Genomic DNA, 20,962 nt, shown 5'->3' with positions numbered 1-20,962 from the left:
CCCGCCGCAGCGGCAGACGCCCCTGCGCACAGAACGGTCACATCGCCGATCGCCTTGGCGGCGGACACGGCTTTGGCGGTGGCGTCCAGCGCCAGTTCGCCATCGGTTACTTCGGCAAGAAGAAGTACAGACATTACACGGCCCCCGCTTCTTTGAGTTTCGCAACCAGCTCGTCGACCGAACCGACGATTTCACCGGCTTCGCGCACGGCCGGTTCCGAGGTTTTCACGACGCTCAGGCGCGGCGTGACATCGACGCCGTAATCGGCGGGCGTCTTTTCATCCAAAGGCTTTTTCTTGGCCTTCATGATGTTCGGGAGCGACGCATAGCGCGGCTCGTTCAGACGCAGGTCGGCGGTGATGATCGCGGGCAGTTGCACCTTGATCGTCTGCAGACCGCCATCAACCTCACGGGTCACGACGGCGGCGTCGCCCTCGACCTTGACCTCGGAGGCAAAGGTCGCCTGGGACCAGCCCAGCAGCGCCGACAGCATCTGGCCGGTGNGCCCTCGACCTTGACCTCGGAGGCAAAGGTCGCCTGGGACCAGCCCAGCAGCGCCGACAGCATCTGGCCGGTGGCGTTCATGTCGTTGTCGATGGCCTGCTTGCCGGCCAGAACGATCTGGGGCTGCTCTTCATCGACGACAGCTTTGAGGATTTTGGCGACGGCCAGCGGCTCGATGTCGGTGTGCACATCATCGGCAGCGGTCACAAGGATCGCGCGGTCCGCACCCATCGCCAGCGCCGTGCGCAGCGTTTCCTGTGCCTGCTTGACGCCGATCGACACGACGACAACCTCGCTGGCAACGCCCGCTTCTTTCAGACGAATGGCCTCTTCGACCGCAATCTCGTCAAACGGGTTCATCGACATCTTAACATTGGCAAGATCGACACCCGTCCCGTCCGCCTTAACACGAACCTTGACGTTGTAATCGATCACCCGCTTCACAGGCACAAGTACCTTCATCGGCGTATAGTCCTCCTAGTCCCTTTCGGATCTTTCCTAGGTGTCATAGCCGAGGGATTTTACTGAACATAGCGTCAGTGAATCGCGCCTATGCCTGATATAGGCCTATATTTTATTGGGGTTTCGAACAAATACCCTGTTGGCACGGTGTGTGCGCAGTCTATCGCCCCGTATAGGCGAAACCTTGCAATCCAGGGCCTGTGGCGGTCTGTTCCTATGGTTGGGGCGGGGGCGTTTGCGCAGGCGAAACAGGTTGCTAAGGTCGCGCCACGGGCAAACGGAACATACAGGCCACAGGACCGAGGACAGGATGAACACCAAACGACATGAACGCCGGGATGAGACGATTCTGGACCCTGATTTGCCGATCGTGGATTCGCATATCCACCTGTTCGACCTGCCGGGGAACCGCTACATGGTCGACGATTATCTAGAGGATGCACAGGGCGGTCATAATGTTCTGGCCGCGATTTATTGCGAGACCCAGACCTTTGCCCGCACCGATGGCCCCGAGCATATGCGCCCGCTGGGGGAGGTGGAATTCGCCAACGGTGTGGCCGCGATGACGTCCACGGGGCGCTATGGCAAATGCGTCGTTGGGGCGGGGATTATCGGTCACGCGAACCTGACCTTCGGGGCGCAGATTGGCGAGCTTTTGGATCGCTGCATGGCCGCCGCGCCTGACCGCTATCGTGGCATTCGCCATGTGACGTTGGATTATCCGGATGAGCGCCCGTATCAGTTCATTATGACCTACCGCCCGCCGTCGGGCATTCTGGAAAACCCGAATGTGCCGGCCGCCTTGGCCGAGTTGCAAAAGCGGGGCCTGACCTATGATGCCGCAATTTACGACCCGTCCCTGCCGCGTCTGACCGAGATTGTCGATCAATTTCCCGATCTGACGATCGTCCTGAACCATATCGGGAATTTCGTTGGCGTGGACATGGACCCGAGCGAACGGTCCGAGGCGTTTGCCCGCCTGTCGACCAACCTGAAAGAACTGGCCAAGCGCCCCAATGTGGTGTGCAAGGTCGGCGGTCTGGGCATGCCGACCCTTGGGTTCGGGTTCGAAAAGAAAGACGCCGAAAGCACCTATCTGGACCTTGCCGAGGCCTTCCGCCCGCATGTCGAACTGGCGGTTGAGGCCTTCGGCACGGACCGTTGCCTGTTTGAATCGAACTTTCCGCCGGACGGGCGTTCGGGCGGGTTTATTCCGACCCTGAACGCGTACAAGCACATCTTGCGGGATCTGACGCCCGACGAAAAGCTGGACGTGTTCGCGCGGAATGCAGCGCGTGTCTACAATCTGGACATTCCAGGTCTCTAGGGGCCGGCCCTAGGACAGTCGCGCGGTCACAAAATCCGGCAAGGGGATCGCGCGGCGGGCCTGTAGATCAACGGCCAAGGTGCACAGTTCGAACATCGCCACCGGTGTGCCGCGATGGGTGTGCAGGAAATGCGCGGTCTGAAACGCCTTGCCTTTGGCGGCGGTCATCCGTGCGGCGGCGCGCAAGAAGTCATCACCCTTGACCGGACCTAGCGTGGTGAACCGCAATTCGGCCAGCATCCGGCCAAGGTTCTGTGTTTTCATCACTTCGGGGGTAAAGCCCAATGCGGTGTCGTGGTGATGCGTGCAATGGGACAGGCGCGCCGCCGCCCGCCAATAGGCCAGATCGCCAGAGGCCAGTCGGTCATCGGTGCCAACTGGGCCCAACTCATAAATCGTGTCCTTTTCCATCGGCCAAGGCGTCACAACCGTTCCCGTTACGCCGCGCGGTGATACGAGCGTGCTCAAATCGTCGGGCAGGGCGGGCAGATGTGTTTGGGGAAACGGGCCAGTCGCAAGCGCGGTGGCGACGATGCGATCATCGCGGGTCATGACGAATGCGGCACCTTCGCCGGTCTCAAACCCGCGCACCACGATCGGATCGCCGGCCAAGATTTCCGCATGAAACCGCAGGTGCCAGCCGGTGATATCCGCGCGAACCTGACCGGCGCGCATCGCGGCGACCTCGCCCGCCATCTGAAACGCACGGCAATAGTAGCGTGTGTTCCAGTGGTTGTTGAAATCGCACTCCCACGCTTCGGCGCGGGAATGCAGAACGGGCGTGCCAGTGCGGAGCGCGGCAAGCAGATCAGTCAAAGACAAAGACCCCTTTGCCGCCCGCCTGTTTGTCGAACATTTTATAGGCCTGCTCGGCGTCGTTGAGGTTCCATTGATCCGAGAAAATCCCGTCCACATTGATCCCGTGATCCGCAATGAAATAGGCGCAATCCTTCATGCCCGTGATCGAGAACGTCCACGAGCCGATGATCGTACGCTGTTTCGCGATCATGTCGTTCCAACTGACCAGACCGTCCAATTGACCGCCCACCGCGACCAGCGCAATCCGTCCCCACGTCGCGGTACAGCGCACGGCCTGTTGTTTCGGGATATTGCCGCCCGCACATTCAAGCGCACAGTTCACGCCGCGCCCGCGGGTCAGCCTTTTGATCTCTTCGACGGGATCGTGGGTCTTGCCATTGATGACATGGGCGGCGCCAAAGGCCTTGGCCTGTTGCACGCGGGCCTCGTCGATATCGACCGCGAAAACCTCGCATCCCATCGCGGCGGCCAATTGGACTGCCGACAGACCCACCGGTCCAAGACCGAATACCGCCACCGTGTCGCGCGCGGACACATCCAGACGCACCAGCGCCCCGTATGCCGTGCCCGTGCCACAGGCCACCGCCGCGCCGGTCATGAATGAGACCTCTTCGGGCATAATCACCAGACGGTCGGCCGGAACGACCTGAAAATCGGCGTGGCCGCCGTTCTTGACCGCGCCATGGGGCGCCATGCCGTGGCTACAGGCCTGTGTCCAACCGGTCCGGCAGTCGTCGCAGGTGCCGCAGCCTTCATAGTGGAACACGATGACACGGTCGCCGACGCGGAACTGATCCTTGTTCACGCCGGGGCCGATGGCTTCGATGATGCCACAGGGCTCGTGCCCCGCGATCACCGGCGTTTTGGGATCCATGCCGCGTTCCTCGAACGACATCATGCCCATTTCCGCGACCAGAGCATTCGGGTCGGGCGCACGGTAATAGTGCAGGTCGCTGCCGCACATGCCCGACGCCTTCATCCGCAACACCACCTCACCCGGACCGGGGGTGGGGTCGTCAAAATTCATGATCTCAAGGTTGCGGTCACCGGTGAAAACGACACCACGCATGGGGCTATCCTTTGTTCAGTCAGAAATGGTTCGGGCAACAAGACGCACTTTCCCTGCCAACAGGTCGTGCGCCTGCCCGTTTGTGATCAGAGTTCGTCGCCGCGCGTGTCCAAGGCGTCCAGAACCGTTTCTGGGTTCATCGGCAGGCGGGTCATCCGACGTTTCGTCGCGTTCGACACGGCGTTCGCGACACAGCCAAGGGCGCTGACCATGCTGGCCTCGGCGACACCTTTGACGCCGAACGGGTGCTCGGGGTTCGGGACCTCTACAATCACCGTCTGCAACATCGGCAGGTCCGAGGCGACCGGCATCCGATAGTCCAGCCAACCGGCGTTTTGCAGCACCCCATCAGAGCCATAGACGTACCCCTCATTCAGGGCCCAGCCGATCCCTTGTACCATCGCGCCTTGCATTTGGCCTTCGACATAGGAGGGGTGGATGGCGCGGCCCGCATCCTGACAGCTGACGAAGTTAAGCACCTGAACCGCGCCGGTGTCCGGATCGACCTCGACATCACAGAACATCGCGGACAGACCAGGCGCGTGACCCGACATGGTCTTGCCGAAAGAGGACCCGAAATGCCCGCCGGTCGCCTGTGCATCAGCGGCCAGCGCCGTCAGGGTCAGCGGCTCGAACGTGCCTGCGTTGGATGAGGACGGATGCGCCGCCCCGTCGCGCCATTCAACGGCCTCGACATCAACGCCCCAGATCGCGGCGGCACGTTCCTTGAGTTGATCAATCACCTCATTACAGGCACCGACAACCGCCTTGCCGGTGGCGAATGTCACGCGACTGCCGCCCGTCACATCGCCGTAGGGCACCGAGGCCGTGTCATGGATTTCGGACCGGATCTGGTCATAGGGCACGCCGAAGGTTTCGGCCGCCATCATCGCCATTGACGCGCGGCTGCCACCGATATCGGGACTGGAGTTCGCGATGCTGATCATCCCGTCCGAGTTCACAAGGCAGGTCGCGCCGGAATGGCCGGACATGTTGTGCCAATATCCGGCGGCGATCCCGCGCCCTTGGTTCGGACCAAGGGGACGTGTGTAATCGGGGTGGCTCTTGAGCGCGGTCAGGATTTGTTTGAACCCTGTGTGCGACATGGTGCGATCCCCGATCTGGGCATCGCCGATTTCAATCGCGTTCTTCAGGCGCAGGTCAATCGGGTCCATCCGGATCTTTTTGGCCAGCACGTCCAGAACGCTTTCGACGGCGAAACAGGCTTGGGTCGAGCCGGGGGCGCGATAGGCGGCCGTCATAGCGCGGTTCGATACCACGTCGTTGGCAACGCCATATTGGTTCGCGATGGCGTAATGGCCAAAGGCGCAGAGCACCCCGTTGATGAACGGCGCACCGGGAAACGCACCCGAGTTGTAATAGAGTTCAATCTCGGCTGCCGTCAGGGTGCCGTCGGTTTTTGCGCCAATCTTGACGCGGATTTTGCTGTCCGATGCAGGACCCGAGGCGCGAAACACCTCTTCGCGGGACATGGTCATCTTGACCGGTAGGCCCGCCTTTTTTGACAGGATCATCGCGACCGGTTCCAGATACACCTTGGTCTTGCCGCCAAACCCGCCACCGATCTCGGCGGGTGACGCCTTGATGTCGCCCTTGGCGATGCCGGTAAAGACAGAGGTCAGGTCGCGCATCTGGAAATGGCCCTGACTGGACACCCACAAATGCGCCATCCCGTCGGGGGCGTATTCGGCAACACAGGCGTGCGGTTCGATATAGCCCTGATGGACCGGCACGCTGTCAAAGTTCAGTTCGACCACCGCATCTGCTTGGGCGAAACCGGCGGCGATGTCGCCCATGGAGGCGGTCCAGCGGTGGGTGATATTGGAGGGCGTCGGCGGCTCTACGTTTCGCGTCACCATCCCGTCATGGACCAAGGGCGCATCCGGCGCGATGGCCTGATCAATGGTGATGACGTGGGGCAGGACGTCGTATTCCACCTCGATGAGGTTGAGAGCGGCCTTGGCCGTCGCGGGATCAGTGGCGGCAACGGCGGCAACGGCATGGCCGTGATAGAACACCTTGTCCTTGGCCATGACGTTTTGCACGTCGTGGGACAGGTTTTTCTGAAGCCGCTCAATGCCGATGAATTCGTCGGGCAGGTCTGGAAAATCGGCCCCCGTCACAACCGCATGCACCCCGCGCAGGGCCGCGGCCCGCGTGGTGTCGATCCGCTTGATCCGCGCATGCGCATGGGGTGAGCGTAGAACCTGACCCCAGATCATACCGGGTGGCGCGTAATCCGCACCATAGCGCGCGGCCCCCGTCACCTTGGGTACGCCATCGGGGCGCACGGGGCGCGAACCGATCAAACCGGCCTCGTTCAATCCCTTGGGTGGCGTGATCTCGTTCATGGGGGCCTCATTGTTGTCGGGCCGCGCGCGGGGGGCGGCGGCGGTGTGCATGGCCAAATTGAACCCGCATTCCGTGCATCCCGCAACTGGCCCCCATGCACACCTATCGCAGCAATAGGAAACACACCTGTGATCCGGGGGTGGCTGTTCCGGCAGGGCGGGGATGGCTTAGGCTGAGGACGACCGGACAGGCCCTGCGCTGTCCGCACCATTTCACCAAGAGGATCACCATGCCCGCAATCAAAGGAAATAAGTTTGTCATCGTCGGCGGGGCCAGTTTGCTTGGCTCTAACATTGGGCGGCACCTGTTGGATGCGGGCGCGGGTGAGGTGGTTCTTTTGGATAACCTGTCCTTGGGCAGTGCCTCTGCCGTGGATGATCTGATCGCAGATGAACGGTGTTCATTCCTGCGTGGGGATATGCTTCGGATGAATGAGTTGTTCGATCCGTTTGACGGTGCGGCAGGTGTGTTTAACGTGGCGGGCTTTCTTGGTGGGCCGATGTTGGCCAATCCGTGGATGGGGTTGGATGTGAACATCCGCGGCATTCAGAACGTGCTTGAGGCCGCCCGCGTCCAAGGCGTGGAAAAGGTGATTTTCAGCTCTTCCATGGGGGTTTACGGCAAGATCACCGATCACCCCTGCACCGAGGATGCGCCGTTCGACTGGAACGGGGTGGGGCCCGTGCTTGCGTTGTATTCGGGGTCGAAAATCGTGGGTGAGGGCCTGTGTCAGCTCTATCATCAAGAGCACGGTTTGGGATACGCGGCCCTGCGCTATTCGAACCTCTATGGTGAAAACCAGCATACTCGCGCGATTGACGGCACCCGCGTGGTGAACGCGTGGAAACGGATCCGCGACGGCCAGCCGCCGGTGATTGAGGGCGACGGCACGAATGTCACCGATTTCATCTATATCGGCGATGTGGCGCGCGCGAACCTCATGGCGATGGAGGCAAACGCGAACGGCGCCTACAACATCGTCAGCGGTCAGGACACCAGTTTCAATGAACTGATCGATGCCCTGCTGGCGGCCTGTGGGTCGGATTTGACCCCCGAGTTTCAGGTCGACGCCGCCAAGGTCGCCAATCCTACCGTGAACCGCCTGAATGTGTCCGTTGCCAAGGCCAAGGCCGAACTTGGCTGGGCACCCGAGGTCGACATCCGCGAAGGCATGCGGCGTCTGGTGGTCTGGCTGGACGCGGAACGGGCAGCGGGACGGATGTAAGCCGCCCCAAATCGCAGACAAAAAAGAAGCGGGCAGGGCCCGCTTCTTTCGTATTCGGATGGGGGTCCGATCAGTTCATGCCGTAAACGGCCGGATCCAGATCGTTCATCATGTTGTCTAGGATCAACTGGGTCAGAGCGTCCTCATCATTGACGTTGTCCATGGCGCGCACCAGCTTGCCCCATTTTTCGACATAGGGATCAAAGGTGGCAAAGAACGCCTCGGGGTCATCGATGCCATAGGTGTCGCGTGCAACGCCCGCCATGTCACCCACACCGTTATCGACCCACGCCTGAACGGCGGCTTTGAATTCGGCATCGGGTTCTACGATTGCGTGGCCGTTGGCCTTGGCCATTTCGATGGCTTTGATGTCGTTCTCGTTAAAGAAGATCTGCATCTTTGCCGTGCCGCGCGCGGTCGTTTCCATATACAGGGCGCGCTGTTCGTCGGTCAGACCCTGCCAGAACGACTTGTTCGCCAGATGGAAGGGCGAGTTATAGCTGCCGGTCCAGTTGGCCAACGTGACGCTCTTGGAGACTTCTTCGAGGCTGTTGTCGATGTTCAGCCATGCCGCCAGAATACCCGCACAATCAATCGCGCCCGTTTGCAGGGCCTGATAGATTTCGGTACCGGGGATGTTGACCGGAACACCGCCAAGGTCTTGGGTCAGTTTGGCGTTCGCACCACCGGGGAAGCGCACCTTGAGGCCCTGGAATTGATCGAGCGAAGTGATCGGCTCGTCGGTGTTACAGATGAACGGATAGGTCGGGGTCGAGAAACCGCCAAAGGGAACCACACCGGCCTTATCATATTGCGACAGGGCGCCGGCGTCATGCATCGACCAATCGGCAAATGCCATCGCGATGGCGGTCGGGTTGGTTTCGATAAAGCCATATGCGGTCAGCGCGTTGTTCAGAGGCGCATCCGACGGGATATAGCCCATGGCCTGAAAACCCGCGTGTGCAACGCCGTTGCCGATGGCCTTCATCTGTTCTTTTGCGGGCACAAGGGTGCTTGCGTAGAAGATTTCGAAATCAATCGCACCGTCGGTCTTTTCGCGCAGCGTATCGGCCAGCCACGTCTGGTGGATCGACGCGGCCTCGTTCGGCGGCGCATAGGTCGTCAGGCGATAGCCTTCGGCCATTGCTGTGGTGGCCAGAGCGGCGGTAAACCCGCCCGCCATCAGCATCGAAGTCAGTTTTTTCATTGTAGTCCTCCCAAGAATTTCAGGGCGGTTCGTGGTTGTTATCGCCCCGCCCAGCGGCGCCTGTCCCGTGTGGGAACGGCGCCTCTGTCCCGAAACGCTAGACACTGAACGGGGGCTCATCAAAGGAATGTTCCCTGCCATCTGGGTCTGCCTTTGGCACGGATAGGGGGGGCGTCTGACTGCAGCGATAAATCCTGCGTGAAATTTGCGGCAACCGCACAATTATGGCGGGATTGGCATCGAATTTGCGTAGATAGGCGCCCTTTGCGGATGCGCCGAGATGGCGGGTGGATATTCGCCACAAATTCGCAAGGCAAAGGGCGGAAAGCGTGGGAATTATCACGTATTTTCCGCGATTTGTACAACGTGATCGCGTTTGTGTCTTTTTCACAGTATGTCGCGGCGTACGGCAGTCTCTGTCAATATTGTAGCTGGTTTTCGAATTTTAGCTCCAAATCGCGCTTTATCGGTCGAGGCGATGCAAGAGGTAGTGCGCCCCTATGTGCACGCCCAAGCCCGTCGCGCGGTGACGTTTCCCACGTATGCTATCAAGGTCGGCCGACGGATCAGAGACAGAGAATCCCTGTTCGGAGGCCACCAAACGAGTGACATGACTAGGGAGGATTTTCATGTTCCATCGCACCGCAATGATGACCGCCAGTGCCCTCGCGCTTGGCCTTGGAGCCACCGCCGCCAACGCCGAACTGGATACGCTGAACCTTGAGGTGATCGTCGGCAACCACACCGATGTGTATACGGTGAACCACGTTCTGCCGTTCTTTAACGAGACCCTGCCCGAGGTATCCGGTGGCAAGATCACCGCGCGCACCGTGCCCTATACCGAGCTTGGCCTCAGCGGCTTTGAACTGATGAACCTGCTGAAGCTCGGCACCAACGACATCAGCTGGGGTGTGCCCGGCTATGTTGCCGGTGATAGCCCCGTTGTCGAGGGTCTGGAACTGCCGGGGATGACCGGCGATTACGCCGTCATGTTCAACGTCCAAGACGCCTATCACGACATTTTCGACCGCGAACTGAACAAGCACTTCAACGCGAAACTGATCTCGTGGTCACAGCAGCCCGCCCTGCAAGGGTACTGTAAGCTGGATGATGGCGACATCGCGGACTTTAGCCTTGCGACGATGGCGGGCAAGAACGTGCGCGTGCACTCGACCTCGTTTGCCGACTTTGCCGAAGCTCTGGGCGCTGTGCCGGTGACGATGCCGTTTGCCGATGTGATCCCTGCGATGGAACGCGGCGTGATCGACTGTGCTCTGACCTCGCCGTCGGCGGCTTATGGCTATGGTATCGGGCAGGTGGCGAATGCGGTTGTCGACCTGAATGTCGGCTATTCGACCCACTTCTACGCGATGAACAATGACACGTGGAATGGCCTCAACGAAGAGACCCAAGCCTTCCTGATTGAGCAGTTCGGCACCCTGAACCAAGCCCTGCGCGATTACACGCCCGAGGTACAGGACCTGATGGCCGCCTGTCTGGCCGACGGTCCCTGTAGCGTGGGCGAGCCTGCGAACATGGCCCTGCTGACCCTGAACGACGCCGATAGCGCCGAGTTGAAGTCGCGGGTCGAGGCCACCGTTCTGCCCCGCTGGGCCGAGCGTGCAGGTGCCGCCAGCGCCGAGGAGTGGAACGCCTCGGCAGGTGCGATCCTGAACATGTCGATCGCGGCCCAGTAACCGCACATCACCTGTTGGACCGTCGCGGTGTCCCCGCGGCGGTTCTGAATTTTGGGGGCACAGGCATGAGCTTAAAGTCATTACATTCCCGATTGCACAGCGTGGCCCGGATGGGGGCGGTTCTGGGCGGTTTCGGGATCATTTTCATCTCGTTCATGGTGACGATCGACGTGTTCCTGCGCAAATTCTTTAGCACCACCTTGGGTGGGGCGACGGAAATTGCGGGCATGGTCTTTGGCGTCGCTACGGCGATTGCCTATCCGTTTGTTTTGCTGGAGCGCGCAAACATCCGGATTGACGTTCTTTATTCGCGCCTGTCGGGGCGGGCACGGGCATGGCTGGATTTGGTGGCGATGGTGTTGGTGCTGTATTTCACCACGCGCCTGACACAATCGACCTTTGACCTGCTTCAGAAATCTTGGACCGGCGGCAGCCGCAGCGTCGGTGTGATCAACACCCCCCTGTGGGTGCCGCAATCCCTGTGGGTGGCGGGATTTATCCTGCTGACGCTGACGGCGCTGTTTTTGACGGTCTATTCGGTGATCGGATTGATCCGGCGGGACTGGGCGGTTGTGAACACAGTCGCGGGCGTTCCCAGCATTGAGCACACAATCGAAGAAGAAACCCATATCGACGTCCCCCATGCGGATGTGGATGCGGCGGTTTCCGCAAATAAAGAGGACAACTAGGGATGGCTGCATTCTGGATTGTACTGGCCATTGTTGGTTTTCTGATCGCGGCCTTTCCGGTGGGGGCGGTGCTTGGGCTGTTGGGCTTTGGTATCGACGACGTCTATATGAATGGTCGTCTGGCCCGCGCGATCGGCAATATCTATTGGGAAAAGAGCATCGACTTTCTGCTGCTCTCGGCCCCGTTGTTTATCATGCTGGGCGAAATCATGCTGCGCGCCGGTATCGCGCGCAAAATGTACAACGCCGTGGCACAGTGGCTGACGTTTTTGCCGGGCGGGTTGATGCACGCCAATATCGGGACCTGTGCCTTGTTTGCGGCCACCTCGGGGTCGTCTGTGGCGACCTGTGCGACCATCGGCGTCGCCGCCTATCCCGAGATTGAGCGTCATAAGTATAACGAGCGCCTGTTCATGGGCTCAATCGCGGCGGGGGGCACTCTGGGCATTTTGATCCCGCCGTCGGTGAACCTGATCCTGTATGGGGTGATCACCGAAACCTCGATCCCCGAACTTTATATGGCGGGCATTATTCCCGGTCTGATTTTGGCGGGCGCGTTTATGGCGGTGATCCTCGTGGCCTGTCTGTTCCGTCGCGATTGGGGCGGGGATAAGGTCGAAACCAGCTGGCGCAGCCGCATTGCGTGTCTGCCTGATCTGGCAGGTCCGATTGTCCTGTTCCTCGCGGTGGTCGGCTCGATCTACGCTGGTATCGCCACCCCGACCGAGGCCGCCGCCGTTGGTGTTGTGGTTGCGTTGGGTCTGGCGGCGTTGAACGGGACGCTGACCTTTTCCATGGTGTGCGAGGCCGCCGCAGGCACGATGCGCACCACCGGCATGATCATGTTCATCATTCTGGCCGCGCTGTTCCTGAACTTTATCTTTGCGTTCATGGGCGTGACCAAGGCGATGCTGACCTTTATCGCCACGCTGGGCCTGTCGCCTGTGGAAACGATGCTGATCATCGTGCTGTTCTACCTGATCCTCGGCATGTTCATGGAGACGCTGTCGATGATGCTGACGACGATGCCCATCGTGTTTCCGATTGTCGCGCAATTGGGGGAGGCGGGCTTTACCGGTGTGTGGTTCGGTATTCTGATCACCATCTTGATGGAGGCGGGCCTGATCACGCCCCCCATCGGTATGAACCTCTATGTGGCGCATGGCATCCGTTCCCGCGGAGGGCGGTTTGGCGACGTGGCCATCGGGGCCCTGCCGTTCCTGCTGCCGATGCTGTTGCTGGTGTTCCTGCTGATCGCGTTCCCGGGGATCGCGACGTGGTTGCCCGACCGCATCTATCACTAATCTCAGGGGCCACGCCGGCCCCTGACCCGCTTATTTCAGGAGGTCCCTTTGGACGATTTTGAGCACTATACAACCATTCCCCAATTCAACCGTATGCGTCTCGACATCCTGTACGGGGATGTCTGGCAGCAACCCGAACTCACCCCCCGCGACCGCAGCCTTGTAACCTGTGCCATCCTTGGGGCGCTGGGCAAAAATGCCGAGCTTGAGGCGCATATGCACAAGGCCATCGAAAACGGTGTGACGCCCGATGAACTGCGCGGGCTGGTTGTGCAACTGGCCGTCTATGCCGGTTGGCCCGTTGGGGTGAATTCGGCCAAGGCGGGGCTGGATATCTTTAAGGCGCACCCGCCGGCCGAGGGCGACTAACCCGACTTCGCCCACGCCTCTTTTCCCGCCGGTTTTTAAAATGTCCCACGCTACTTTGTCCGCCCCGCCACAACGGGGTCTTTTGCCCGATCTGTTCCCGCAACTTATGGCGGTTGCTTTTACCTATCTGGTGTCGGGAGCGTCCTTTGCGACGATCCCGTTGTTCGTGTCGCGCGAGTTGGGGCAGGGGGCGACGGTGGTCGGAACACTGACGGGGCTATCGTTTCTGGTGGCGATTGCCACGCGTCTGTGGGCGGGCGGGTTCGCCGACCGCAAGGGGCCCAAACCCGCGCTGATCCTCGGGGTCTGGCTGGCGGTTTTGTCGGGTCTGTTTGCATGGGCGGCCGACATCTATCAGGACAGCACCCGCGTTGCGATCTGGTCCCTGATCCTGTCGCGCGTGTTGTTGGGCAGTGCCGAGGCCATCGTGGTCGTCGCCGCGCAGACATGGGCCTTGGCCGTGGCTGGGCCGACGCGCTCGGCGATGGCGCTGGGTTGGGTCGGATCGGCAAGCTTTGTGACCACCGCCATCGGCGCACCGGTCGGTGGCATCCTCTATGCGGCCTACGGGTTTGAGGGTGTCGCGATCGTCATGATCCTGATCCCTGTACCGATCATCGCGTGGCTGATGCGGGTGCCCGGTGCATCCGTAGAGGTGGGCCAGTCGTTGGTGTTCATGGATGTGATCCGCCGCATCGCGATCCATTGCGTGACCATCGGTCTGGTGGGGGTCAGCTATGGCACCATCGTGTCCTTTAGCGTCCTGCTGTTTGAGGAACGCGGATGGGCGCCGCCGTGGATGGGGTTGACCTTGTTTTCCGTGGCCTTGGTCGCGATCCGTATCTTTGCGGGGTCGGTGCCGGACCGGTTCGGGGCAGGGCGCACGGCGGTCTGGTCTCTGGTGGTGCAGTTCGCGGGGTTTGCCCTGATGGCACACAGCCATTCGGTCGCGGGGGCCTATGTGGGGGCGATGCTGGCGGGGTTGGGGTTTGCGTTGGTCTATCCGTCCGTGGCCAGTCAGGCGTTGAACCGTGTGCCCCCACGCAACCGCGGCGCGGCGATGGCGCTGTTCTCGGCGGCGGTCAATCTGGTTCTTGGGATTGGGGGGCCGTTCATGGGGATTCTGGCCGAGCATCGCGGCACGGGCGCGGTGTTCTACCTTGCGGCGGTGGCGGCGTTTCTGGCGGGGCTGATCGTCCTGAGTGGCCGCACAAGCGCGCCCTATCGCGGCTAGGTGCGGACCATCCGCAAAACGTATTCGGTCTGGGCGGTGACATAGTCGCCCAAGGTCATCACACCCTTGAACCGGTGATGTTTCAGCGCCCACATATGGCCCAGTGACACCACATCGAACGCCACTAGAAACGGGTTGTCGGTTTTGAACGCACCCGAGGTCACGCCGCGTTCAATCACGCTCTGAAAGAACATGGTCACATCGCGTTCGGCCAGATCGAACAGCTTGCGGTCTTCGGGCTCAAGGCTGCTGGTGTGGAAATAGAGGACGCTGGTCTTGTCGCGGTGGCGGTTGATGATGCCGTAATAGACCTCAATCGCGCGGATCAGGCGGGTCTCGTCATCAAGGTCCTGATCCAACAGACAAAACAGCTTTTCGTGGTAATCATCCACTGCCATTTCCAACATCAACAACAGGATATCTTCCTTGCGCGAGATGTATTGGTAGATGTGGCCTTGGGACACGCCCATCTCGACGGAAATGTCGCGGATCGCGGTCTTGTGGAACCCCTTTTGACGGAACAGGCGCGCCGCCGCATTGACGATCTTGCGGCGACTGTCGCGCACCAGATCCGCGCGCCCGTCCGAAATGGACGACCGGATCTGGGACACACGTTCATTCAGAATATTCATTGCCGCATCCTGTCTTCAAAACCTGACACATCCGCGCAGGTCAAAGCCGGCAGGGATTTACTCAGGGCTACCGCAACTTGGCAAGTTTGTTTTGGAAACCTTACGTCAGAGCGGGGTGAACTGGACGCGGTATAGGCGGCACCTGTGGCCCCTCTCGGCGGCTCTCACTGAACGGTCGCTCAGCGTTGACCGCTGAACAGACGCTCAGTTATCCCTGAAGCAACAGCAGGCCTTTTAGGGAGGGGACTGAGATGAGCCGCACGACGAGACGCGCGTCATGAAGACCAGTATTGTCGGTCTGGGCCAGACCGAGTTTTCCAAGAATTCAGGCCGCAGTGAACTGAGGCTGGCGACCGAAGCAATCCTCGCCGCGATGGCGGATGCGGGGCTTGAGGTCAACGATATCGACGGGTTGGTCCGCTATACATGGGACAACACGACTGAGGCCGCGATTGTGAACGCGCTGGGTCTGCCGTCGCTGAAATACTATGGCGAAACCGAATTTGGCGGGGTCAATTGTTGCGGCGCGGTGGCACAGGCCTCGGCCGCGATTGAGGCGGGTCTGGCGTCCTGCATCGTGTTTTACCGGACCCTGAACGCGCGCTCCGGTGTGCGCTATGGGCGGGGCGAACGCATTCTGTCCGAAGAAGATGGTCGCCTGATCAACCGTCAACCCGAACCGCCCGGTGACATCTATTCCGCGCCGTTCGGATTGCTGGTTCCCGGTCAGCACCACGCCCTCTACGCCCAGAGCTATAAGGGCCACTATGGCCTGAGCGACGATCAGTTCACCGATATGCTGGGCAGTGTCGCGGTGACCCAACGCGCCTATGCCAACAACAACCCCAACGCCCTGTTGCGGGACAAACCCCTGAGCATGGATGACTACCGCGCGGGCCGTGTGATTACCGAGCCGTTGCGCATCTATGATTACTGTCTGGAAACGGACGGGGCGATGGCCATGGTGATCGTGTCGCGCGAACGGGCGCGGTCCATGGGCGTCAAGGCGGTCGATGTCCTGTCGGCGGGTCAATACATCTATCCGGGTTCGGTGCCGATGTTCCTGTATGCGCCGGTCACGCACACGCTTGCCCCGCCCGAAGCGGGGGAGGATCTGTTCGGCAAGGCGGGTCTGAAGCCCTCCGATATCGACGTTGCGGGGATTTACGACGCGACCTCGATGATGGTGCCCCTCGCGCTTGAGGATTTCGGGTTCATCGGGCGCGGTGAGGCGCATCAGTTCCTGACCAGCGGCGGCAATGGCCCGAACGGTGCCTTGCCGGTGAATACCCACGGCGGCCTGCTGTCCGAGGGGTATTTCCACGGTCTCAACACCATTGCCGAGATGGTTCGGCAGTTGCGGGGCGAGAGCCCAAATCAGGTGGACGCCGAAACCGCGTTCATCACGCTCAGGGGGGCAAGTTCGATGATCTTGGGGCGCGCATGACTGTAATCAGACCCGGCGACGAGTATCTGGCGCAACCGTTCTGGACGCATCTGGCGAACGGCACGCTGCACCTGTCCACCTGCGAGGACTGCAACAAGGCGCATCACCCGCCGTCCCCAATCTGTCCGCATTGCCGGTCGTTCAACATCGGTTGGAAACCGGCATCCGGCAAGGCCACGCTGAACACCTATGCGGTGGCGCGCCACGCGGTGCATCCCCTGTTGGCGGATCAGGTGCCCTACACGATCACCCTCGTCGATCTCGAAGAGGGCGTGCGCCTCGTCAGTGGCATTCCCCACGGCATGGAGGTCGATCTGGAAATCGGCATGCCCCTCGAATGCAAGGTCGTCAAAATCGATGACCAACTGTCGCTGCCCTATTTCCTGCCCGCCGGTGCGACGGATCAGGATCAATGAACGAAACGGACCCCCATATGGACACGACCAAACCCCTTAGCGGCATCCGCATTCTGGATCTGGGTGCCTTTGTTGCCGGCCCTTATGCGGCAACAATCCTGGCCTCCCTCGGGGCTGAGGTGGTCAAGGTCGAGCCACCGCGCGGGGGTGATCCGTTCCGTCGCGGCATCGGAACCAAAGATCCGTTCTTTACCCAGATGAACGCTGGCAAAAAGAGCATTTCAATCGATTTGAAATCCCCTGATGGGGTTGCTCTGGTCAAGGCGTTGCTGCCCGAGTTCGATGTTCTGATCGAAAACGGCCGTCCGGGTGTGATGGAACGTCTGGGTCTGGACTATGACACGGTGCGCGCGATCCATCCCTCCATCGTCTACTCATCCTCCTCGGGGTTTGGCGATGGAGGGCCATGGAAAGATCGGGCGGCGTTCGACACGATTGGTTTGGCGATGAGCGGCTTTTTGTCGATCATGTCGGATCAGGAAACGCCGCGCTTGGCGGGCACCTGTATCGGCGATCTGGCGACGGCCTTGGTGGCGGTGATTGGCATCGTATCGGCCCTCTTTGGGCGGGAGCGCACGGCCACGGGCACGCATGTAAAAACCTCGCTGCTTGAGGCGATGACGACGATCACCATCGACGCCATGACCCAGAGCTTTGAGACCGGCCAGAGCCCGCATCGTGAATCCCGACATCCCGCCGCGCAGAGCTTTGCCCTGAAGTGTTCCGATGGTGGCGCGATTGCCGTGCATATGTCCGGTTCGGAAAAGTTCTGGCAGAATTTTACCGCCGCGATGGCGCGTCCCGACCTACAATCGGATCCGCGCTTTGCGACCTATGCGGATCGCAAAGAGCACTATTTCGACCTGCGCCCGATTGTGGAGGCCGAGTTCGCCAAACACGACCGTGCGACGTGGGAACAGCGTCTGCGCGACGCCGATGTGCCCCACGCGCCTATCGTCACCGGTCAGGAATTGCCGGACTTTCCCCAGATGCAATGGCTGGACATGTATGAGGCCCCCCGCGAGGACGGGCTGCGCCTTGTCCGGATGCCGTGGCGCTTTGACGAGGTGCGCGGGAGCAAACCCGACGGCGCGCCGGAACTGGGCCAGAACACCCGTGAAATCGCCGCGCGTGTGTTGTCAGACGAACAGATTGATCGCCTGATCGCCGATGGCGTTCTGGTTCAGGCAGCAGAGGCCAAGTGATGACCAAGACCCCGAAAACCATGACGGCCGCCGAGGCGTTGAACCATGTTCAATCCGGAATGACCGTCGCCTTTCCCCACCTGAGCGCCGAGCCCACCGCCCTGACCAACGCCCTTTGGGACCGCGCGGATACGCTTAGCGATCTGACGGTGATTAGCGGCATGTTGCTGTCGGGCTATGGGTTCCTGTCGCGTCCTTGTGCCAAGAACATCCGGTTCAAGACATGGTTCTTGCCGGGCACGTTGCTGCGCAAAACCGCGCCCGATGTGCAGGCCGAATACCTGCCGATGACATGGGCACAGACCGCCCGCTATCTGGACGACAGCACCTTTGACGTGGGTCTGATCCATGTCTCGCCCGCAGACGCGGATGGCTATCACAGCTTTGGGGTCTGTTGTACCGCGGCCAAGGGGATCGCCAACAGCTCGACCTATCTGATCGCGCAGGTGAATCCGAACATGCCGCGCACCTTGGGCGACAGCCGCATCCACGCGTCCCAGATCGACGCGCTTGTCGAGGCGGAGGAGCCGTTGGCCGAATACCCCAACCGTCCACTTGACGACGTCGACGCCACGATTGGTCGCCAGATCGGGGACCTGATCCCCGATGGTGCCGCGCTTAGCCTTGGGGTCGGGGGCATTCCATTGGCCGCCGCGCAGGCCCTCATGGATCGGGGCGCGCGCGATCTGCGGTTCATCAACACCTTTACCGACCCGACCATGGCCTTGATCAAGGCGGGCTGTGCCACGGCGGAAAACCCCAAGGCGCATACGGGCGATATTTTCGGGTCCAAGGACCTGTATGACTGGGTTGCCGACAATGACGCCATCGCCTTGGCAAGCGCCCTGACCACCCACCGCCCCGAAGATTTCGTCGCCCGCAAGAACGTGGTGTCGGTGAATTCGGCGCTTGAGATCGATCTGATGGGGCAGGTCAACGCGGAAACCATCGGGGGCAAGCAGACCGGTTCGATGGGCGGTCTGATTGATTTTGCTGTCGGCGGTCAGGTCGAGGGCGGACAGTTCATTCTGGGCCTGCGCTCGCAAACCAACAAGGGCCGCCCGCGCATCGTGACCCGTCTTGACGGGGATATCGTGTCTCTGTCGCGGACCTTTGTCGAAACTGTTGTCACCGAATTCGGCGTGGCCGATCTGCGGGGCAAGACCGTGCATGAGCGCGCTCTGGCCCTTGCCGAGATTGCCCACCCCGATGATCGCGACGCCCTGCGCGCGCATGCCGCGACCCTGCACTAAGCGAGGACAGACCATGACCGTCACCCCGAAAAAACCACGCAAGGTCATCATCACCTGCGCCATCACTGGTTCGATCCACACCCCGTCGATGTCCCCCCATCTGCCCGTCACGCCCGAGGAAATCTCGGACGCGGCGATCGGGGCCGCCGAGGCAGGCGCGGCGATTATCCACCTGCACGCGCGCGACCCGAAAACCGGTGTGCCGGATCAGTCGGTCGAGGCCTATAAAAACATCCTGCCCGTCATCAAGCAGCGCACCAATGCGGTTTTGAACATTACCACCGGTGGGTCCACTTTGATGAGCACCGAGGAACGGCTTGGCCCCGCGCTGCACTACAAACCCGAGGTGGCCAGCCTGAATATGGGGTCGATGAATTTTGGCCTCTATCCCATGCTGAACCGCTTTTCCGAGTTCAAGCATGACTGGGAAGAGGACTATTTGCGGGGCAGCGATGACCGGATTTTCAAGAATACCTTCAAGGACATCGAGACGATCCTGACCAAATGCGCCGACAATGGCACGCGGTTCGAGGTCGAATGCTATGACATCGGCCATCTTTATACCTGCAAGCATTTCGTGGATCGCGGTTTGATCAAGGCGCCGCTGTTTATTCAGTCGGTGTTCGGCATCCTCGGCGGGATCGGTCAGCACCCCGAGGACATCATGCATATGAAACGCACCGCCGACCGTCTGTTCGGGGACGACTACCAATGGTCAGTTCTGGGCGCGGGGGCCAAGCAAATGCAGATCGCCGCGCAGGCCGCGATGATGGGCGGCAACGTGCGCGTGGGGCTAGAGGACTCGCTTTGGCTGGGTCGTGGGCAATTGGCCGAAAGCAACGCCGCGCAGGTCCGTTTCGCCGTCAAGATGATCAACGATCTGGGGCTTGAGGTCGCAACGCCCGACGAGGCGCGTGAGATCCTCGAACTGAAAGGGGGCGATGATGTCAACTTCTGAACCCGTTCTGATCACGGATAAAACGGATGGCATCCTGCGCCTGACGATCAACCGGCCTGAGCGTCGCAATGCGCTGAACGATGATCTGATTGTACAGCTGGATCAGGCCTTTGCCGCCGCCGGTCATGACCCAGACGTACGGGTGATCGTCCTTGGCGCGGTCGGCGACAAGGCGTTTTGCGCCGGTGCCGATCTGAACCCGAACGCGGGGACGTTCGGATTTGACTATGCCGAACCGACGACGACCTATGCCAACCTGCTGCGGACTGCGCGCAAAACGCCTGTGCCGGTGATCGCACGGGTAAACGGGTTCTGTTTGGCCGGTGGGATGGGCCTGCTGGCGATTTCCGATCTGGCCGTTGCGTCCGACAACGCCAAGTTCGGCCTGCCCGAGGTCAAGGTCGGCCTGTTCCCGATGCAGGTCGCCGCGTTGATGCAAACCATGCTGCCGCCCCGCAAATTCGCCGAGATGTGTTACACTGGTGAGATGCTGGATGCGGCCGCCGCGCTGGACTGTGGTCTGGTGAACTATGTGGTCGGGATGGACGATCTGGATAGCACGATCGATGATCTGGCCGCCAAAATCGCCAAGAATTCGCCCGCCGCGATCAAGCGGGGCAAGCATGCCCTGACCGCGATGCATGGCATGACGTTTGAGCAGGGGATCGCCTATATGGAAGCGCAGGTCGGCCTGATGCCCCTGACCGAAGACGCCCAAGAGGGCCTTGCAGCCTTCGCCGAAAAACGCGCACCACAATGGACGGGCCGGTGA

The 20,962-nt window shown here is 60.8% G+C and carries 18 protein-coding genes and 3 pseudogenes; 13 read left to right on the top strand and 8 right to left on the bottom strand.

Annotated elements, in window-relative coordinates:
* The 3 pseudogenes from R1W00_RS11695 to R1W00_RS18215 all read right to left on the bottom strand — a co-directional run.
* Nucleotides 1–134 (bottom strand): annotated as a pseudogene (locus R1W00_RS11695) (electron transfer flavoprotein subunit alpha/FixB family protein); the annotation flags it as partial.
* A pseudogene (locus R1W00_RS18220) lies at nucleotides 134–502 on the bottom strand (electron transfer flavoprotein subunit beta/FixA family protein); the annotation flags it as partial. The pseudogenes R1W00_RS11695 and R1W00_RS18220, both read right to left, overlap by 1 nt.
* A 14-nt stretch (nucleotides 503–516) precedes the next feature.
* Nucleotides 517–966 (bottom strand): annotated as a pseudogene (locus R1W00_RS18215) (electron transfer flavoprotein subunit beta/FixA family protein); the annotation flags it as partial.
* Between the two features lie 310 nt (nucleotides 967–1,276).
* Here R1W00_RS18215 and R1W00_RS11685 point away from each other — a divergent pair.
* Complete coding sequence (locus tag R1W00_RS11685) at nucleotides 1,277–2,293, top strand: amidohydrolase family protein (RefSeq protein ID WP_317262912.1); 1,017 nt, start codon at nucleotides 1,277–1,279, stop codon at nucleotides 2,291–2,293.
* 9 nt (nucleotides 2,294–2,302) lie between these two features.
* Here the strand turns inward: R1W00_RS11685 and R1W00_RS11680 are convergent, their stop codons facing one another.
* The 3 genes from R1W00_RS11680 to R1W00_RS11670 form a co-directional block, all read right to left on the bottom strand.
* The gene (locus tag R1W00_RS11680) at nucleotides 2,303–3,109 is read right to left on the bottom strand and encodes a hypothetical protein (RefSeq protein ID WP_317262911.1); all 807 of its coding nucleotides are present in this window, start codon (nucleotides 3,107–3,109) and stop codon (nucleotides 2,303–2,305) included.
* Complete coding sequence (locus R1W00_RS11675; protein WP_317262910.1) at nucleotides 3,102–4,181, bottom strand: zinc-binding dehydrogenase; 1,080 nt, start codon at nucleotides 4,179–4,181, stop codon at nucleotides 3,102–3,104. The genes R1W00_RS11680 and R1W00_RS11675 overlap by 8 nt, the downstream gene beginning before the upstream one ends.
* A gap of 86 nt (nucleotides 4,182–4,267) precedes the next feature.
* The gene (locus R1W00_RS11670) at nucleotides 4,268–6,553 is read right to left on the bottom strand and encodes a xanthine dehydrogenase family protein molybdopterin-binding subunit (RefSeq protein WP_317262909.1); all 2,286 of its coding nucleotides are present in this window, start codon (nucleotides 6,551–6,553) and stop codon (nucleotides 4,268–4,270) included.
* A gap of 230 nt (nucleotides 6,554–6,783) precedes the next feature.
* On the opposite strand from R1W00_RS11670, the gene R1W00_RS11665 reads away from it, so the two are divergent.
* Complete coding sequence (locus tag R1W00_RS11665) at nucleotides 6,784–7,779, top strand: NAD-dependent epimerase/dehydratase family protein (RefSeq protein ID WP_317262908.1); 996 nt, start codon at nucleotides 6,784–6,786, stop codon at nucleotides 7,777–7,779.
* Nucleotides 7,780–7,849: 70 nt separating this feature from the next.
* Here the strand turns inward: R1W00_RS11665 and dctP (R1W00_RS11660) are convergent, their stop codons facing one another.
* Complete coding sequence (gene dctP / locus R1W00_RS11660) at nucleotides 7,850–8,986, bottom strand: TRAP transporter substrate-binding protein DctP (RefSeq protein ID WP_317262907.1); 1,137 nt, start codon at nucleotides 8,984–8,986, stop codon at nucleotides 7,850–7,852.
* Nucleotides 8,987–9,615: 629 nt separating this feature from the next.
* Between dctP (R1W00_RS11660) and dctP (R1W00_RS11655) the strand changes: the two genes are divergently transcribed.
* The 5 genes from dctP (R1W00_RS11655) to R1W00_RS11635 all read left to right on the top strand — a co-directional run bounded on the left by dctP (R1W00_RS11655) (nucleotide 9,616) and on the right by R1W00_RS11635 (nucleotide 14,279).
* Entirely contained in the window at nucleotides 9,616–10,683 is a 1,068-nt protein-coding gene (gene dctP, locus R1W00_RS11655; protein WP_317262906.1) for a TRAP transporter substrate-binding protein DctP, read from the top strand.
* Between the two features lie 65 nt (nucleotides 10,684–10,748).
* Complete coding sequence (locus tag R1W00_RS11650) at nucleotides 10,749–11,372, top strand: TRAP transporter small permease (RefSeq protein ID WP_317262905.1); 624 nt, start codon at nucleotides 10,749–10,751, stop codon at nucleotides 11,370–11,372.
* A gap of 2 nt (nucleotides 11,373–11,374) precedes the next feature.
* Entirely contained in the window at nucleotides 11,375–12,676 is a 1,302-nt protein-coding gene (locus tag R1W00_RS11645) for a TRAP transporter large permease (protein WP_317262904.1), read from the top strand.
* A gap of 48 nt (nucleotides 12,677–12,724) precedes the next feature.
* The gene (locus tag R1W00_RS11640; protein ID WP_317262903.1) at nucleotides 12,725–13,045 is read left to right on the top strand and encodes a carboxymuconolactone decarboxylase family protein; all 321 of its coding nucleotides are present in this window, start codon (nucleotides 12,725–12,727) and stop codon (nucleotides 13,043–13,045) included.
* 82 nt (nucleotides 13,046–13,127) lie between these two features.
* Complete coding sequence (locus tag R1W00_RS11635) at nucleotides 13,128–14,279, top strand: MFS transporter (protein WP_317262902.1); 1,152 nt, start codon at nucleotides 13,128–13,130, stop codon at nucleotides 14,277–14,279.
* On the opposite strand, the gene R1W00_RS11630 is transcribed toward R1W00_RS11635, so the two are convergent.
* The gene (locus R1W00_RS11630) at nucleotides 14,276–14,911 is read right to left on the bottom strand and encodes a TetR/AcrR family transcriptional regulator (protein WP_317262901.1); all 636 of its coding nucleotides are present in this window, start codon (nucleotides 14,909–14,911) and stop codon (nucleotides 14,276–14,278) included. The genes R1W00_RS11635 and R1W00_RS11630 overlap by 4 nt on opposite strands.
* A 277-nt stretch (nucleotides 14,912–15,188) precedes the next feature.
* Between R1W00_RS11630 and R1W00_RS11625 the strand changes: the two genes are divergently transcribed.
* From R1W00_RS11625 to R1W00_RS11600, 6 genes are read left to right on the top strand one after another with little or no spacing between them, the layout of a single operon-like run.
* Entirely contained in the window at nucleotides 15,189–16,358 is a 1,170-nt protein-coding gene (locus R1W00_RS11625; RefSeq protein WP_317262900.1) for a thiolase C-terminal domain-containing protein, read from the top strand.
* Nucleotides 16,355–16,774: a Zn-ribbon domain-containing OB-fold protein gene (locus R1W00_RS11620; RefSeq protein WP_317262899.1), complete on the top strand. Its 420-nt coding sequence runs from the start codon at nucleotides 16,355–16,357 to the stop codon at nucleotides 16,772–16,774. Before R1W00_RS11625 ends, R1W00_RS11620 begins: the two co-directional genes overlap by 4 nt.
* Complete coding sequence (locus R1W00_RS11615; protein ID WP_317262898.1) at nucleotides 16,771–17,979, top strand: CaiB/BaiF CoA-transferase family protein; 1,209 nt, start codon at nucleotides 16,771–16,773, stop codon at nucleotides 17,977–17,979. Before R1W00_RS11620 ends, R1W00_RS11615 begins: the two co-directional genes overlap by 4 nt.
* The gene (locus tag R1W00_RS11610; RefSeq protein WP_317262897.1) at nucleotides 17,979–19,232 is read left to right on the top strand and encodes an acetyl-CoA hydrolase/transferase family protein; all 1,254 of its coding nucleotides are present in this window, start codon (nucleotides 17,979–17,981) and stop codon (nucleotides 19,230–19,232) included. Before R1W00_RS11615 ends, R1W00_RS11610 begins: the two co-directional genes overlap by 1 nt.
* Nucleotides 19,233–19,245: 13 nt before the next feature.
* Nucleotides 19,246–20,190 (top strand): 3-keto-5-aminohexanoate cleavage protein, encoded by a 945-nt coding sequence (locus R1W00_RS11605; RefSeq protein WP_317262896.1) that lies wholly within the window; start codon nucleotides 19,246–19,248, stop codon nucleotides 20,188–20,190.
* Nucleotides 20,177–20,962, top strand: coding sequence for an enoyl-CoA hydratase-related protein (locus R1W00_RS11600; protein ID WP_317262895.1), 786 nt, complete (start codon nucleotides 20,177–20,179; stop codon nucleotides 20,960–20,962). The genes R1W00_RS11605 and R1W00_RS11600 overlap by 14 nt, the downstream gene beginning before the upstream one ends.

Source organism: Rhodovulum sp. FJ3, assembly GCF_032918305.1.
In the GTDB taxonomy this organism is placed as follows: Bacteria; Pseudomonadota; Alphaproteobacteria; order Rhodobacterales; family Rhodobacteraceae; genus SAT37.
The sequence above is the reverse complement of the archived record's forward strand: the minus strand, read 5'-3'. Positions and strand labels throughout refer to the sequence as shown.

Excerpts from the sequence above, each read along its gene's own strand:
- R1W00_RS11615 (WP_317262898.1), top strand. The coding sequence starts at position 16,771 with ATGAACGAAACGGACCCCCATATGGACACGACCAAACCCCTTAGCGGC.
- R1W00_RS11630 (WP_317262901.1), bottom strand. The coding sequence starts at position 14,911 with ATGAATATTCTGAATGAACGTGTGTCCCAGATCCGGTCGTCCATTTCG.
- R1W00_RS11610 (WP_317262897.1), top strand. The coding sequence starts at position 17,979 with ATGACCAAGACCCCGAAAACCATGACGGCCGCCGAGGCGTTGAACCAT.
- R1W00_RS11605 (WP_317262896.1), top strand. The coding sequence starts at position 19,246 with ATGACCGTCACCCCGAAAAAACCACGCAAGGTCATCATCACCTGCGCC.
- R1W00_RS11645 (WP_317262904.1), top strand. The coding sequence starts at position 11,375 with ATGGCTGCATTCTGGATTGTACTGGCCATTGTTGGTTTTCTGATCGCG.
- R1W00_RS11625 (WP_317262900.1), top strand. The coding sequence starts at position 15,189 with ATGAAGACCAGTATTGTCGGTCTGGGCCAGACCGAGTTTTCCAAGAAT.
- R1W00_RS11675 (WP_317262910.1), bottom strand. The coding sequence starts at position 4,181 with ATGCGTGGTGTCGTTTTCACCGGTGACCGCAACCTTGAGATCATGAAT.
- R1W00_RS11650 (WP_317262905.1), top strand. The coding sequence starts at position 10,749 with ATGAGCTTAAAGTCATTACATTCCCGATTGCACAGCGTGGCCCGGATG.
- R1W00_RS11665 (WP_317262908.1), top strand. The coding sequence starts at position 6,784 with ATGCCCGCAATCAAAGGAAATAAGTTTGTCATCGTCGGCGGGGCCAGT.
- R1W00_RS11600 (WP_317262895.1), top strand. The coding sequence starts at position 20,177 with ATGTCAACTTCTGAACCCGTTCTGATCACGGATAAAACGGATGGCATC.
- dctP (WP_317262907.1), bottom strand. The coding sequence starts at position 8,986 with ATGAAAAAACTGACTTCGATGCTGATGGCGGGCGGGTTTACCGCCGCT.
- R1W00_RS11670 (WP_317262909.1), bottom strand. The coding sequence starts at position 6,553 with ATGAACGAGATCACGCCACCCAAGGGATTGAACGAGGCCGGTTTGATC.
- dctP (WP_317262906.1), top strand. The coding sequence starts at position 9,616 with ATGTTCCATCGCACCGCAATGATGACCGCCAGTGCCCTCGCGCTTGGC.
- R1W00_RS11620 (WP_317262899.1), top strand. The coding sequence starts at position 16,355 with ATGACTGTAATCAGACCCGGCGACGAGTATCTGGCGCAACCGTTCTGG.
- R1W00_RS11685 (WP_317262912.1), top strand. The coding sequence starts at position 1,277 with ATGAACACCAAACGACATGAACGCCGGGATGAGACGATTCTGGACCCT.